Here is a 13,848-nt window from a genome sequence, read left to right as displayed (position 1 = left end):
GAAGTCCACCGTCAACACGATGGTGGATCAGCTGTCGTCGTTCGCCGACGAGGTGACCCGGGTGGCCCGTGAGGTGGGCACCGAGGGCAACCTCGGCGGCCAGGCACAGGTCAAGGGCGTCAGCGGTACGTGGCGGGACCTGACCGACAACGTGAACTCGATGGCGTCGAACCTGACCGCCCAGGTGCGCAACATCGCCCAGGTCTCGACCGCAGTGGCCAAGGGCGACCTGAGCCAGAAGATCACGGTGGATGCCCGGGGCGAGATCCTGGAGTTGAAGTCCACCGTCAACACGATGGTGGATCAGCTGTCGTCGTTCGCCGACGAGGTGACCCGGGTGGCCCGTGAGGTGGGTACCGAGGGCAAGCTCGGTGGTCAGGCGCAGGTACGCGGTGTCGCCGGCACCTGGCGGGACCTGACCGACAACGTGAACTCGATGGCGTCGAACCTGACCAGCCAGGTGCGGAACATCGCCTCGGTCACCACGGCGGTGGCGAACGGTGATCTGTCGCAGAAGATCACGGTCGACGCGCAGGGCGAGATCCTGGAGCTGAAGAACACCGTCAACACGATGGTGGACCAGTTGTCGTCGTTCGCCGACGAGGTGACCCGGGTGGCCCGTGAGGTGGGTACCGAGGGCAAGCTGGGCGGTCAGGCGCAGGTCAAGGGGGTCTCCGGCACCTGGCGGGATCTGACCGAGAACGTCAACCAGCTCGCCTCGACGCTGACCACCCAGCTCCGGGCGATCGCCCGGGTCTCGACCTCGGTGACCCGGGGTGACCTCACCCAGCGGATCGCGGTGAAGGCGCAGGGCGAGGTCGCCGAGCTGAAGGACAACATCAACCAGATGATCGTCACCCTGCGGGAGACGACCCACAAGAACGCCGAGCAGGGCTGGCTCGACTCGAACCTCGCCCGCATCGGCGGCCTCCTCCAGGGCCAGCGCGACCTCGGCGAGGTCTGCCGGATGATCATGCAGGAGGTGACGCCGCTGGTCGACGCGCAGCTGGGTGCCTTCTTCCTGATGGACAACTCCGAGGGAGTGATGCGGCTGCGGCTGACCGCCTCGTACGGCTATGTCTCCCGAGGGCATGACGTGACCTTCGGTCCGGGCGAGGGGCTGGTCGGTCAGGCGGCGCTGTCCCGGCGCACCATCCGGGTCGGTGCCGTACCGGACGGTCGGATCACGTTGCGCTCCGGGTTGGCCGACACGCCACCGGCGGATCTGGTGGTGCTGCCCGTGCTGTTCGAGGGCGAGATGCTCGGCGTGATCGAGTTCGCCACCGTGAAGCCCTTCTCCGAGTTGCACCTGTCGTTCCTGGAGCGGCTGGTCTCCACCATCGGCATCGCGGTGAACACCATCCAGGCGAACCGGCGTACGGAGGAGCTGCTCGCCCAGTCGCAGCGGCTGGCGCACGAGTTGCAGGAGCAGTCGGCGGAGTTGCAGCGGACCAACGCCGAACTCGAGGAGAAGGCCAAGCTGCTGTCGGAGCAGAAGGCGAACATCGAGACCCAGAACCGCGAGATCGAACTGGCCCGGCTCGGCCTGGAGGACAAGGCGCAGCAGCTCACCCGGGCCTCGGCGTACAAGTCGGAGTTCCTGGCGAACATGAGCCACGAACTGCGTACGCCGCTTAACTCGTTGTTGCTGTTGGCCCGGCTGCTGATGGAGAACTCGGAGCAGAACCTCACGCCGAAGCAGATCGAGTTCGCCCGTACGATCCACGGCTCCGGGTCCGATCTGTTGCGCCTGATCGACGACATCCTGGACCTGTCCAAGATCGAGGCCGGCCGGATGGACGTCGAGCCGACCGAGGTCCGGTTCACCGAGATCTGCAACTACGTGGAGCAGGCGTTCGCGCCGCAGGCCGAGGAGAAGGGCCTGGACTTCCAGGTGAGCATCGGCGAGGACCTGCCGCCGGTGGTGGTGACCGACGCGCAGCGGCTCCAGCAGATCCTGCGCAACCTGTTGTCCAACGCGGTCAAGTTCACCGACACCGGCGCGGTGGAGCTGCGCATCTCCCGGGCGCCGGAGCACGCGGTGTTCGACGTGCCGGCGCTGATCAACGCCCGGCAGGTGATCGCCTTCACGGTGGTCGACACCGGGATCGGCATCTCCGACGACAAGCTGTCGCTGATCTTCGAGGCGTTCCAGCAGGCGGACGGGACCACCAGCCGCCGCTACGGCGGTACCGGGCTGGGGCTGTCGATCAGCCGCGATCTGGCCCGGTTGATCGGCGGGACGATCACCGTCGCCGCGGCACCCGGGCAGGGTTCGACGTTCACCCTCTACCTGCCCGACGTGTTGGCCCCGGACGCGGTGGTGGCGCCCGCGCCGCCGTCGCCGCAGCGGGCGGGCCTGCCGGCGTCGTTGTTGATGCCGCCGATGGAGTTGCTGTCGGAGGCGCCCGAGGCGCCGAAGACCCGGCAACTGGACGGCTCCACCGTGCTGATCGTCGACGACGACGTGCGTAACGTCTTCGCGTTGACCAGTGCGCTCGAACTGCACGGCATGACGGTGCTGTACGCCGACAACGGCACAGATGGCGTCCGGCTGTTGGCTGAGCACCCAGAAGTCGATATCGTCCTGATGGATGCCATGATGCCCGATCAGGACGGATACGAGACGACTCGGCAGATCAGACGTAACCACCGGTTCGCGGACCTGCCGATCGTGTTCCTGACCGCGAAGGCGATGCCGGGGGACCGGGAGTCGGCGATCGCGGCCGGAGCCAGCGACTACATCACCAAGCCGGTCGACCTGGACCAGCTGATCGAGCTGATGGGCACCTGGATCAGTGGCAGCCGTACCGAGGAGGGCTCGTGACCCAGATGGCCAAGGCGTTGCTGGTCGATGATCGCCGGGAGAACCTGATGGCCCTGGAGGCGATCCTCCAGGGCCTGCCGGTGCAGTCGGTCGCCGTGGAGAGCGGTGAGGCGGCGCTGAAGCAGCTGCTGGTGGACGACTTCGCGGTGATCCTGCTGGATGCCCAGATGCCGGACATGGACGGGTTCGAGACGGCCAGCCACATCAAGCGGCGGGAGCGCACCCGACACGTACCGATCATCTTTCTGACCGCCGCCGACCGGGACGCCCAGCTGGCCCTGCGGGGCTACGCGGCGGGTGCGGTGGATTACCTCACCAAGCCCTTCGACCCGTGGGTGCTGCGGGCCAAGGTCTCCGTCTTCGTCGAGCTGTGGACGAAGACCCGCCAGTTGGCCGCGCAGTCGGAGATGGTGCGCGAGCGTGATGCCCAGTGGCGGCTGTTGACCGAGGCGGTCGACGAGGCCACGTCGCTGCTGCGCGGCGACGACCCGGAGGCGCGGGCCCGCGCGGTGGCTCTCCTCGAACAGGCGCGCTGGGGGACCACCCCCGACTGAGTCGGGTCAGATCGTGGTGGCGTCGTTACGGACCATCAGGGCGCTCCGCAGGCCGGTGATGTCCAGGACGCGCAGCAGGAACTCGCCGACATTGGTCAGGATCAGCAGGCTCTGCGCGTGGCTGGCCTTGCGACTGAGGACGACCAGGGTGCCCAGGCCCTGCGAGTCGCAGAAGGTCACGCCGCCGAGGTCGAGGACGATCCGGGGCGGCGGCTCGGTGAGAACTTCATTGACAACGGTCGATAGTTGGGCGGCCGTTTGCATGTCGATCTCACCGGCAAGGCGCAGCACAGCTTCGTCGCCCGTCCGGTGTACGGTGATGGACAGTTCGGCACGATCCACCGGGTCAGCCTATCGCGATCTCGGTCGCCCGGCCCGTCGAGGCGTGCCGTCCCCCCGCAGCGTGCTGGGGGTGAGCCCGGTAACCCTGGGCTGGGGTGCCTGCCAATCCACCGCCGGTCGCTGACACAATGGCGACATCGTGACCGAGGTGTTTACTGCCGGATCCGACCGTTACCCGGTCGACGCGCCGGCCTCAGCGGCCCTGTTCGACCGCGCCTGCGCCATCGTGCCGGGTGGGGTGAACTCACCTGTGCGCGCCTTCCGTGCGGTCGGCGGCACACCACGCTTCATGGTCCGGGGCGAGGGGCCCTGGCTGCACGACGCGGACGGTCGCCGCTACGTCGACCTGGTCTGCTCGTGGGGGCCGTTGATCCTCGGCCACGCCCATCCCGAGGTGGTCGCGGCCGTGCAGGCCGCCGCCGCGCACGGCACCAGCTTCGGTACGCCCACCCCGGGCGAGGTCGAGTTGGCTGACGAGATCGTCGCGCGTACCCCGGTCGAGCAGGTCCGGCTGGTCAACTCGGGCACCGAGGCGACCATGTCGGCGATCCGCCTGGCCCGGGGCTACACCGGCCGCTCGAAGATCATCAAGTTCGCCGGCTGCTACCACGGGCACGTGGACGCGCTGCTGGCCGCCGCCGGTTCCGGCGTGGCCACGCTCGGACTGCCCGACTCGCCGGGGGTCACCGGCGCGGCGGCCAGCGAGACCATCGTGCTGCCGTACAACGACGTGACCGCCGTCGAGGCGGCCTTCGCCGCCGAGGGCCAGCACATCGCCGCGGTGATCACCGAGGCAGCTCCGGGCAACATGGGTGTGGTCGCACCCCGCGACGGGTTCAACGCACAACTGGCCCGGATCGCGCACGCGCACGGCGCGCTGCTCATCGTCGACGAGGTGATGACCGGGTTCCGGGTCTCCCGCTCCGGCTGGCACGGGCTCGACCCGGTCGAGGCGGACCTGTGGACGTACGGCAAGGTCATGGGGGGTGGCCTGCCCGCAGCGGCGTTCGGCGGGCGCGCGGAGATCATGTCGCGACTGGCGCCCGCTGGCCCCGTCTACCAGGCGGGCACCCTCTCCGGGAACCCACTGGCCTGCGCGGCCGGGCTGACCACGCTGCGGCTCGCCGACGACGCCCTCTACCGCAGGCTGGACGAGACCGCCGCCACGGTGGGCAAGCTGGTCACCGACGCGTTGGCCGCCGCCGGGGTCCCACACCGGCTCTCGTACGCGGGCAACATGTTCTCGATCTTCTTCACCGACGCCGACGTGGTCGACTACGACAGCGCCCGCACCCAGCAGGTGCCGGCGTTCAAGGCGTTCTTCCACTCGATGCTCGCTGCCGGGGTCTACCTCCCGCCGAGCGCGTTCGAGTCCTGGTTCGTCTCGGCGGCGATCGACGACGCCGCCCTGGAACAGGTCGCCGGCGCGCTGCCCGCAGCGGCCAACGCGGCGGCAGCGGCAAGCCACGGGGGGTAGCGGTGAGCGCGAGGAGTGAGCCGGTTTTGCGAGCCCCGCAGTCGCGAACAAGGGGGCAGCGGTGAGCGCGAGGAGTGAGCCGGTTTTGCGAGCCCCGCAGTCGCGAACGAAGGGGGGCTCTGTGAGCGCGAGGAGTGAGCCGGTTTTGCGAGCCCCGCAGTCGCGAACAAGGGGGCAGCGGTGAGCGTGAGGAGTGAGCCGGTCTTGCGAGCCCCGCAGTCGCGAACGAAGGGTGGGTTCCGGTGAGCAAGACGGTGGTCCACGTGCTTCGGCACGGCGAGGTACACAACCCGGACGGCATCCTCTACGGCCGGCTGCCCGGTTTCCGGCTCAGTGAGCTGGGTGTCCAGATGGCCAAGGCCGCCGCGCAGGGGCTCGCCGACCGCGAGGTCGTGCACATCGCGGCCAGCCCGCTGGAACGCGCCCAGCAGACCGCCGAGCCGATCGCCGCCCAGTTCCGGCTACCGGTGGGGGTGGACGAGCGGCTGATCGAGAGCGCCAACTGGTTCGAGGGCAAGAAGGTCTCGCCCGGCGACGGCTCCTTCCGCGACCCCCGTAACTGGTGGGTGTTGCGTGACCCGGTCACCCCGTCCTGGGGTGAGGCGTACCGGGCCATCGCCGAGCGGATGTTCGCCGCGCTGCACGCCGCCCGGGTCGCCGCCGAGGGCCGCGAGGCCGTCCTGGTCTCGCACCAGCTGCCGATCTGGACGCTGCGCCGCTACGTCGAGCGCAAGCGACTGTGGCACGACCCGCGCCGTCGGCAGTGCGGGCTGGCCTCACTCACCACCTTCCACTTCGACGGTGCGAAGATCGTCGGCATCGGCTACTCCGAACCGGCCGCGCACCTGGTGGCCATGTCGGCGACCGCACGGACGGCCAAGGGAGCCTGAGATGGGCGTCCGGAGGGTGGCCGTCGGTCTGCTTGCCACCGCGACCACCGCGCTGCTGCTGACCGGCTGCACCGACGGGCGAGAGTCCGCCTGCGACAGCGTCGGCGGCATCGTCGAGTGCGCCCCGGAGCAGCGCTCCGCCGCCCCGAAGATCGCCGGTGAGCTGCTGGCGGGTGGGTCCTACGACGTGGCCGGTCAGCGGGGCCAGGTCGTCGTGGTCAACTTCTGGGGTTCCTGGTGCGCGCCGTGCCGGGCCGAGGCCGACGACCTGGAGCGCACGTACCAGGCGACGAAGGACTCCGGGGTCACCTTCCTCGGCATCAACGTGCAGGACAATCGGGACAAGGCGCTCGCCTTCGAGGAGGGCCGGGTCAGCTACCCGAGCATCTTCGACCCGGGCAGCCGGCTCGCCCTCGACATGGACATCCCGCCGAACACCATCCCGGCCACGGTCGTGCTCGACCGGCAGGGCCGGATCGCCACGGTGATCAGGGCTGCGGTACGGCAGGAAGGGCTGCAACCCATCGTCGAGCGGATCGCCGCCGAGTCGCCCGCGCCGACCGGTCAACGCTGATGGGTGCGACCTTCGGCCAACTCGCCGAGTCCGGCCCGTTGCTGCTCGCGGTGGGCGCGGCAGCCCTGGCCGGTCTGGTCAGCTTCCTCTCCCCCTGCGTGCTGCCGCTGATGCCCGGATACCTGTCGTACGTCACCGGCCTGGCCGGCACCGACCTCGAAGGCCGAAGTGTAAGGAAGGGCCCCCCGTTAACGCCTCCGGTAGAGGAGGGGGCCCTTCCTAACACGTCCGGCGGCGGGGAGCGGGCCGGCGGGGAGCGGGCAGGCGGGGAGCAGGTGGGTGGTGGCCGGGTCGGCACGGCGGTACGGCCGGAAACCCGGGTCGCCCCGGCGGTGAAGGGTCGGGTGCTGGCCGGGACGCTGCTGTTCATCGCGGGCTTCACCGTCGTGTTCACCGCCACCGCCGTCCTGTTCAGCGGGTTCGGTCGGGTCTTCTTCGAGCACGAACGGACGTTGGAGATCGTCGTCGGTGGGCTCGTCGTCGTGCTCGGCCTGGGCTACCTCGGCGTGCTGCCCGGGTTCCAGCGGGAGTTCCGGATCAACCGGCTGCCCGCCGCCGGTCTGCTCGGCGCGCCGGTGCTCGGTGCGGTGTTCGCCCTGAGCTGGGTTCCGTGCACCGGGCCCACGCTGGCCGCCGTGCTCGGCATGGCCACCACCAGCGGCCAGACCGACCGGGCGGTGGTGCTGGCCGTGGCGTACTGCCTCGGGTTGGGGCTTCCGTTCGTCGTCTTCGGGCTGGGCTTCAACCGGTTGCTCGGGGTGTTCCGCACGGTGCGTCGACACAGCCGTTGGGTCACCCGGATCGGCGGTGCGCTGCTGATCCTGATCGGGCTGGCGCTGCTCACCGGTGGCTGGACCAACGTGGTGATCTGGTTGCAGACCACCGTCGGGGTGGGCAGCTTCGAGGTGGGCATCTGATGACCAGAGTCGACGACCGGCCGGTCACCCCGGCCGAAGCGCCCCGGCGACGCAGCAATCCGCTGCTCGCCCTGCTGCGCAACTCGTGGCGGCAGCTGACCAGCATGCGTACCGCGTTGGTGTTGCTCTTCCTGCTCGCGGTCGCCGCGATCCCCGGTTCGGTGCTGCCGCAGCGGGGGGTGAACCCGGAGGACGTCCGCGACTTCTACGCCGCGAACCCGGAGCTCGCCCCGGTGCTGGACCGGATCGGCGCGTTCGAGGCGTTCAGCTCGGTCTGGTTCTCGGCGATCTACCTGCTGCTGTTCACCTCGCTGATCGGCTGCATCACGCCCCGGCTCCGCGACCACGTCCGGGCGCTGCGGGCCCGCCCGCCGGCCGTACCGAAGCGACTGGAGCGGCTGCCGCAGCATGCGGTGGTGCCCGCGCCCGAGGGCGGCGCGGCGGCGGTCGCCGAGACGCTGCGCCGACGGCGGTGGCGGGTGGCGGTACGCGGCGACGAGGTCTCCGCCGAGAAGGGCTACCTGAAGGAGACCGGCAACCTGATCTTCCACACCTCGATGGTGCTGGTGCTTGTCGGTGTCGCGCTCGGTTCCTGGTACGGCTGGCACGGCAACCGGCTGCTGGTGGCGGGAGCGGACCAGGTCTTCTGCAACACCCGCCAGCAGTACGCCGAGGCGAAGCTCGGTCCGCGCGTCGGTGACGACCTGCCCCGGTTCTGTATGCAGCTGGACGAGTTCGACGCGCAGTTCCTGCCGAACGGTCAGGCGTCCTCGTTCAACGCGAAGGTGACCGTCGACGAGGACGGCGGTGCGCCCCGCCGGGCCGAGTTCTCGGTCAACGCACCGTTGCGCCTCGACGGCGCGAACGTCTACCTGCTCGGGCACGGCTACGTCCCGTTGATCCGGTACACCGATCGGTTCGGTAAGGCCCAGACCAGCAACCTTCCGTTCCTCACCACCGGCGACATCGGGCTGACCAGCGAGGGGCTGGCCGCCTTCCCGGACGCCAACGTCGACCCGGAGACCGGCGAGCGGAACCCGGATCTCCAGGTGGCCTTCTCCGGGCTCTACCTGCCGACCGCGCCGCAGGAGCCGCCGTTCGTACGCTCGGAGCATCCGACCGAGCAGAATCCGCTGCTCGACCTGGTGGCGTACCGGGGGAACCTGGGGCTCGACGCCGGTATCCCCGGCTCGGTCTACCAGCTTGACCAGCGTCAGCTACGCAACGGCCGGCTCACCGAGATCGGTGCGAAGCAGCTGCGGATCGGCGAGAGCTGGACGCTTGACGACGGCACCACAGTCGAGTTCGTGGGCACGGAGCGGTACATCGTGCTGTCGGTACGGCACGACCCGGGCACGATGCTGCTGCTGGTCAGCTCCATCGGGCTGGTGCTGGGACTGATGGGTTCGCTCTTCGTCAGGCGTCGGCGGGTGTTCGTCCGGCTGCTGCCGGCCGGTCCGGACGACCCCGACGGTGGATCTCCGACGGGCGGTAGTAGTTTGGTCGAGGTAGCTGGTCTGCCGCGTACCGAGCATCCCGGGTTCGCTGCCGAGTTCGCCCAACTGGTCGCCGCGATCGGTGGACGATCCGGTGACGCCGGCACCGACCCGGACGCGCCGGCCCGGGCGCGGGAAGGAGTCGAGTGATGTCCGCACTCTCCGATCAGCTGGTCTCCATCGCCACGATGGTGTACCTGCTGGCGATGATCAGCCACGCGGTGGAGTACGCCCTCGGTGCCTCGCGCGCCAAGCAGGTCGCGGCCCCCTCCCGGGAACTGGTCGGTGCGGCGGTGGGTGCCGCGTCGTCCGGCGCCGTCGTAAATCGTTCGGAGGATGCAGGAGGCCTGGCCAGCGGCACGTCGGCAGCCGGTGGCGCTGTCGGCACCGAGCCGGGCACGGGCTCACCGAGTCGGGCTGACCGCACCGCGCGTCGAGCGGAGCTGGGCGGCCGGATCGCCGTCGGGCTGACCGTGTTGGCCGCCGCGCTGCACCTGGCGGCACTGGTCACCCGTGGCCTCGCGGCTGGCCGGATGCCGTGGGGCAACATGTACGAGTTCGTGCTCACGGTCTCCTTCATCGGGGTCGCCGCCTGGCTGGCCGTGCTGGTCAAGTGGCCGTACCTGCGCCGCCTCGGGCTCTTCCTGACGCTGGTGATGGTGCTGCTCGTGGCCACCGCCGAGCTGGTGCTCTACACCCCGATCGTGCCGCTCGTGCCGGCGCTCAACTCGTACTGGTTCATCGTGCACGTCTCGACCGTCGTGTTCTCCTCAGGGCTGTTCCTGCTCGGCGCGGTGCCGGCGGTGGCATACCTGATGCGGGCCGGATACGAGGACGGCAAGCGCAGCTTCCCGTACACCCTGGCGAAGCGGTTGCCGGTGGCGGCCGGGCTGGAACGGCTCACCTTCGTGCTGCACGCCTTCTCTTTCCCGATCTTCACGTTCGGGGTGATCGCCGGTGCCATCTGGGCCGAGGCGGCCTGGGGACGCCCGTGGGGTTGGGATCCGAAGGAGACCTGGGCGTTCATCTCCTGGGTGATCTACGCGGGCTACCTGCACGCCCGCGCCACGCCGAGCGTGAGGCGGAACGTGACCGCCTGGCTGGCCATCCTCGGTTTCCTGACCGTGATGATGAACCTCTTCGGCGTGAACATCTTCTTCGAGGGCCTGCACTCCTACGCCGGCCTCTGACCCCGGCGTCCGGTCCGCCGCTGGTGAGATTTCCCCAGGGCTTCCGCCGATTCTTGGACAGTTTCCGTTATTCGCTGACGGGAATTGTCCAAGAATCACTCGACATCCGGAGGGCTTCGCGGGAGAGGAAGTCGGCCCGGCGGATCGCCTCGGGCAGTCGGTAGCGTCGGCTCAGATCGAGCGTGATCGTGGTCGCCTGGTCGAGGTTGGTGCGGTGGCCGACCGAAACGAACACCGGCTTGACGTCGGTCTGGGTACGCAGCACCCGACCCAGCACCTCGTCGCCATCGCGTAGCGCCGACCAGTCGCCCCGACGGGTGCCCGGCTCGTCGTACGCACCGACGAAGGGCGTCTTCGCCACCCCGAAGGTGGGGAGCCCGGTCAGCACGCCCAGGTGGCAGGCGAGCCCGAACCGCCGGGGATGAGCGACGCCGTACCCGTCGCAGACCACCACCTCGGGACGATGTTCGAGCCGGTCCAGCGCCGCCAACAGGATCGGCACCTCCCGGAAGGCCAGCAGCCCCGGCACGTACGGGAAGCTCACCTGGCCGGGCACCACGGCCGACTCCACTTCGGCATCGGTGGCCAGGTCGATGACCACGGCGGCGGCGACGATACGCGGCGAATCCTTGTGGTACGACACGTCCACGCCCGCGACGAGCCTCGGTACGCCCTTGAGGTGTTCGCCCAGGTCGAGGCGTTGCCGCAACTCCTGCTGGATCCGCTCCGCCTCCGCCACGGACGCCGGGAAGGCGGCCACCGGCGGCTCGTCGTCGGAGTGCGGCCGGTCGGCAGGGACGATCGTCATGAGGTGCGAGCGTACGACCAATCGCCGGGCGACGGCGGCGGTCAGTCGGGGGGTTGTGGGCGGGGTGCGCGTGGGGCGGTCCAGCCGAGGAAGCGGTCGTGCAGCGCGGTGGGCTTCGGCGCGTCCTGGGGGTTGAGGCGGTAAAGGTCCTCGACTGCGGTGTAGAGCATCCCGGCGAGGTAGATCGACAGGGCCACGTGACTGTTCCGGTACTCGGCCAGCAGGTTGAGCCGGGCGGTGGCGCAGGGCCACGGTGCGGCGCAGGCCCGGCACAGCCAGAGTGGCCGAAGCGCGACGTGGATCTGCGACGTCATACGTACTCCTGTCTGCGGCCGGTTGGCGGCGGGGCCGTCCGTCGCCGACGTACCGGACGGCCCCGCGTCGGTCGCGCCCGTCCCTTTCGGGTCGGATCCGGGCGGTTCCGATGGGGACAGTCTGGTGTGCCGCCGACTACGCTCGGAAGGCATTCGATCGCCCTGTGTGCCTGGACTGTCCCCCGGTGAGGGCGGTGAGAAACGCGGATCGTGCTGGTGAGGAGTGGTGCGGGTGGACGAACGGTCGCGGGTGCTGATCGAGGAGCTGCGGCACATGCGGGCGGCGCGCCGGGTGACGCAGGAGGAGCTGGCTCGGGCGATCAACTACTCGCCGTCGACGGTGGCGATGGTGGAGACCGAGGCGCGCAAGCCGCCGCCCGACTTCTGGGAGCGGGCGGACGCGGCGCTGGACACGGGTGGCGCGTTCGTCCGGATGCTGGCCCGGTTCGGGTCGCCGCAGTGGATGCGGGAGTGGGAGGCCAACGAGCGGCAGGCCACCGTGCTGCGGTCGTTCGAGAACACGGTGGTGCCGGGGCTGCTGCAAACCTCGGCGTACGCCCGCGCGCTGTTCCGCAGCGTCGGCCTCTACGACGAGGCGGAGGTGGAGCAGCGGGTGGAGGCGCGGCTGGCCCGGCAGGCGGTGCTGACCGGTGAGCGTCCGCCGCAACTCGTCGCCGTGCTCGACGAGCACGTGCTGCGTCGCCCGGTCGGCGGGCCGGTGGTGATGCGCGAGCAACTGCGGCGGCTGGTGAAGCTGGCCACCGAGCATTCCCGGGTACGGCTGCACGTGGTGCCCGCCTCGGTCGGCGCGTATCCGGGTGTCGCCGGGGCCTTCGTGCTGGCTACCCTTCCCGGTGGGGAGGATGTGGCCTATCTGGACGATCAGCTCAAGGGCCAGGTGATCGACCACACCGAGGACGTGCTGGCGATCCGAGCCTCCTGGGAGGCGATCCAGGGTGAGGCGCTGCCGCCCCGACAGTCGATCGAATTGGTGACGGAGGTGGCGGAGTCATGGCGGAGCTGACCGGTGCCCGGTGGCGCACCAGCACCCGGAGCAGCACCAACGGCGGCAACTGCGTCGAGGTGGCCGACAACCTGCCCGGCCTGGTCGCGGTCCGCGACAGCAAGGACCGCGACGGCGCGGTGCTGGTCTTCGGCCCGGCGGCCTGGCGGGCCTTCGTGGCGGCGACCCGCCGACTCTGACCCGCCGCCCGGCGCCCCGCCGCCCGCCGCAGGCCGCCCCGCCGCCGCCCCGCGCTGCTGCCCGCCGCAGGCCGCGGGCCGCCGCCCCGCGCTGCTGCCCGCCGCAGGCCGCGGGCCGCCGCCCCGCGCTGCTGCCTGCCCGGTGTTGCTGCCTGCCCGGTGTTGCTGCCCGCCCGGCGCGGCGCGGGCCAGCGCGGTACAACCCGGGCGGGTCAGATCGGTTCGTCGCGGGCGCGCAGCCCGTTCGTGACGACGGCGGGGACGCGTAGGCGTTTGTCCGCGTACAGCAGGCGCAGCTCGTCGGCGTGCTCGTCGGGCTCCCGGGTGAGGCGAGCCAGCTCGTCGAAGAGGGCCGCCCGCTCATCGTCGACCTTCTCGAAGGGACCGGGCAGCACACCCCAGGCGTCCCACGGCAGCAACTCCACCCCGTGCAGCGCGGCGGCGTCGCGCATCAGGTTGCCCGCGATCCACCACCAGCCGCCTTCGCTGATCCCGTGTAGCCCGAAGGCGTCCGGGTCGGCCGCACCGGCACGGCAGCGGGCCCACGCCTCTCCGGCGACCAGGAACCGATCCCGTGGTACGTCGGTGAAGTCGAAGTCGAGGTCGAGGAGTTCGTGGTGGCGCGCGTCGAGCTGGGCGTCGACCATGATCCAGCGAGCCTGCTCGGTGCTCCAGTACTCCGCCACCCAGTGGTCCTCGTACCAGTTGTCGACGAAGTAGTCGCCGAACCCGCACCGGGCCCGAGCCGGTACGCCCCGGGCCCGCAGCGCGGTGACCATCAGCAGGGAGTAGTGCCGACAGTTGCCCGGCATGCGCTGTTCCGGGGTACGCGCGACGGTCAGCGGTTGGTCGTCCGGAGAGCCCGCGATCCGGGCGAGCAGTTCGTCTGCGCGCCGCAGGTGCACGGTCTGCCGGTCGGCGTCGGTCAACGTCACCCCGTACTCCCCGGCGACGTGCTCGTGGATCAGCAACCCCTGGATGGTCCGGGCGATCCCCGCCGGATCCGACGGCACCGCGTCGAGCAGTGATGCGTACGACCCGGCGGAGGTCAGCCGACCCGGCGCTGCGAAGCGGGAGACGTCTGACCGGTCCTGGCCCATCTGTCACTCCTGGTGGGAACCCGGCCACGGCGGGCGTAGCTGTCGCAGCTGCGCACACGGGTGCCGGTTGCGTGGTCTGCGCCCGGCTGGGCGGAACAAGCATCGCAATATTCGCCGGATCGCGATGTCCCGCAGTGATCCGTCTGCGGGGGCGCC

Annotated in this window: 14 protein-coding genes; 10 read left to right on the top strand and 4 right to left on the bottom strand. The window is 70.2% G+C overall.

The window, feature by feature from the left end; genetic code table 11:
• The coding region (locus tag ACLQ2S_RS06950; RefSeq protein ID WP_425701355.1) for a HAMP domain-containing protein at window positions 1-2,827 on the top strand (2,827 nt) is incomplete at its 5' end.
• On the top strand, window positions 2,824-3,381 hold the full coding sequence (locus ACLQ2S_RS06945; RefSeq protein ID WP_309223117.1) for a response regulator: 558 nt from the start codon (window positions 2,824-2,826) through the stop codon (window positions 3,379-3,381). The genes ACLQ2S_RS06950 and ACLQ2S_RS06945, both read left to right, overlap by 4 nt.
• A 6-nt stretch (window positions 3,382-3,387) precedes the next feature.
• On the opposite strand, the gene ACLQ2S_RS06940 is transcribed toward ACLQ2S_RS06945, so the two are convergent.
• A complete protein-coding gene (locus ACLQ2S_RS06940) occupies window positions 3,388-3,723 on the bottom strand; it encodes an STAS domain-containing protein (protein WP_309223118.1) in 336 nt (111 codons plus the stop codon).
• A gap of 139 nt (window positions 3,724-3,862) precedes the next feature.
• On the opposite strand from ACLQ2S_RS06940, the gene hemL reads away from it, so the two are divergent.
• From hemL to ccsB, 6 genes are all read left to right on the top strand, one after another.
• Window positions 3,863-5,200, top strand: coding sequence for a glutamate-1-semialdehyde 2,1-aminomutase (gene hemL, locus ACLQ2S_RS06935; RefSeq protein ID WP_425701354.1), 1,338 nt, complete (start codon window positions 3,863-3,865; stop codon window positions 5,198-5,200).
• A 242-nt stretch (window positions 5,201-5,442) separates the two neighbouring features.
• Window positions 5,443-6,090, top strand: a complete 648-nt coding sequence (locus ACLQ2S_RS06930; RefSeq protein ID WP_309223120.1) for a histidine phosphatase family protein — start codon at window positions 5,443-5,445, stop codon at window positions 6,088-6,090.
• A gap of 1 nt (window position 6,091) precedes the next feature.
• Window positions 6,092-6,664, top strand: coding sequence for a TlpA family protein disulfide reductase (locus ACLQ2S_RS06925; RefSeq protein WP_155217276.1), 573 nt, complete (start codon window positions 6,092-6,094; stop codon window positions 6,662-6,664).
• Window positions 6,664-7,581, top strand: a complete 918-nt coding sequence (locus tag ACLQ2S_RS06920; RefSeq protein WP_425701353.1) for a cytochrome c biogenesis CcdA family protein — start codon at window positions 6,664-6,666, stop codon at window positions 7,579-7,581. Before ACLQ2S_RS06925 ends, ACLQ2S_RS06920 begins: the two co-directional genes overlap by 1 nt.
• Window positions 7,581-9,227, top strand: coding sequence for a cytochrome c biogenesis protein ResB (locus tag ACLQ2S_RS06915; protein ID WP_425701352.1), 1,647 nt, complete (start codon window positions 7,581-7,583; stop codon window positions 9,225-9,227). Before ACLQ2S_RS06920 ends, ACLQ2S_RS06915 begins: the two co-directional genes overlap by 1 nt.
• Complete coding sequence (gene ccsB / locus ACLQ2S_RS06910; RefSeq protein WP_425701351.1) at window positions 9,227-10,267, top strand: c-type cytochrome biogenesis protein CcsB; 1,041 nt, start codon at window positions 9,227-9,229, stop codon at window positions 10,265-10,267. Before ACLQ2S_RS06915 ends, ccsB begins: the two co-directional genes overlap by 1 nt.
• A gap of 67 nt (window positions 10,268-10,334) precedes the next feature.
• Here the strand turns inward: ccsB and ACLQ2S_RS06905 are convergent, their stop codons facing one another.
• Both ACLQ2S_RS06905 and ACLQ2S_RS06900 read right to left on the bottom strand, forming a co-directional pair.
• On the bottom strand, window positions 10,335-11,075 hold the full coding sequence (locus ACLQ2S_RS06905) for an endonuclease V (protein ID WP_425701350.1): 741 nt from the start codon (window positions 11,073-11,075) through the stop codon (window positions 10,335-10,337).
• A 41-nt stretch (window positions 11,076-11,116) separates the two neighbouring features.
• Window positions 11,117-11,389 carry a hypothetical protein gene (locus ACLQ2S_RS06900; RefSeq protein ID WP_425701349.1) on the bottom strand — a complete coding sequence of 91 codons (273 nt, stop codon included), beginning with the start codon at window positions 11,387-11,389 and terminating at the stop codon, window positions 11,117-11,119.
• Window positions 11,390-11,621: 232 nt separating this feature from the next.
• On the opposite strand from ACLQ2S_RS06900, the gene ACLQ2S_RS06895 reads away from it, so the two are divergent.
• Window positions 11,622-12,413: a helix-turn-helix domain-containing protein gene (locus tag ACLQ2S_RS06895; RefSeq protein ID WP_425701348.1), complete on the top strand. Its 792-nt coding sequence runs from the start codon at window positions 11,622-11,624 to the stop codon at window positions 12,411-12,413.
• Window positions 12,401-12,592 carry a DUF397 domain-containing protein gene (locus tag ACLQ2S_RS06890; RefSeq protein ID WP_425701347.1) on the top strand — a complete coding sequence of 64 codons (192 nt, stop codon included), beginning with the start codon at window positions 12,401-12,403 and terminating at the stop codon, window positions 12,590-12,592. Before ACLQ2S_RS06895 ends, ACLQ2S_RS06890 begins: the two co-directional genes overlap by 13 nt.
• A gap of 212 nt (window positions 12,593-12,804) precedes the next feature.
• Here ACLQ2S_RS06890 and ACLQ2S_RS06885 read toward each other — a convergent pair whose 3' ends face one another.
• Complete coding sequence (locus tag ACLQ2S_RS06885; RefSeq protein WP_425701346.1) at window positions 12,805-13,692, bottom strand: transglutaminase-like domain-containing protein; 888 nt, start codon at window positions 13,690-13,692, stop codon at window positions 12,805-12,807.
• Window positions 13,693-13,848 lie beyond the last annotated feature (156 nt).

The sequence above is a fragment of the Micromonospora sp. DT48 genome (assembly GCF_049844495.1).
Classification (GTDB): domain Bacteria; phylum Actinomycetota; class Actinomycetes; order Mycobacteriales; family Micromonosporaceae; genus Micromonospora.
Note: the sequence above shows the minus strand (reverse complement) of the source record. Positions and strands in the feature narration are given on the sequence as shown.

Coding starts and splice junctions, on each gene's coding strand:
- ACLQ2S_RS06925 (WP_155217276.1), top strand. CDS start 6,092: ATGGGCGTCCGGAGGGTGGCCGTCGGTCTGCTTGCCACCGCGACCACC.
- ACLQ2S_RS06920 (WP_425701353.1), top strand. CDS start 6,664: ATGGGTGCGACCTTCGGCCAACTCGCCGAGTCCGGCCCGTTGCTGCTC.
- ACLQ2S_RS06915 (WP_425701352.1), top strand. CDS start 7,581: ATGACCAGAGTCGACGACCGGCCGGTCACCCCGGCCGAAGCGCCCCGG.
- ccsB (WP_425701351.1), top strand. CDS start 9,227: ATGTCCGCACTCTCCGATCAGCTGGTCTCCATCGCCACGATGGTGTAC.
- ACLQ2S_RS06905 (WP_425701350.1), bottom strand. CDS start 11,075: ATGACGATCGTCCCTGCCGACCGGCCGCACTCCGACGACGAGCCGCCG.
- ACLQ2S_RS06900 (WP_425701349.1), bottom strand. CDS start 11,389: ATGACGTCGCAGATCCACGTCGCGCTTCGGCCACTCTGGCTGTGCCGG.
- ACLQ2S_RS06890 (WP_425701347.1), top strand. CDS start 12,401: ATGGCGGAGCTGACCGGTGCCCGGTGGCGCACCAGCACCCGGAGCAGC.
- ACLQ2S_RS06885 (WP_425701346.1), bottom strand. CDS start 13,692: ATGGGCCAGGACCGGTCAGACGTCTCCCGCTTCGCAGCGCCGGGTCGG.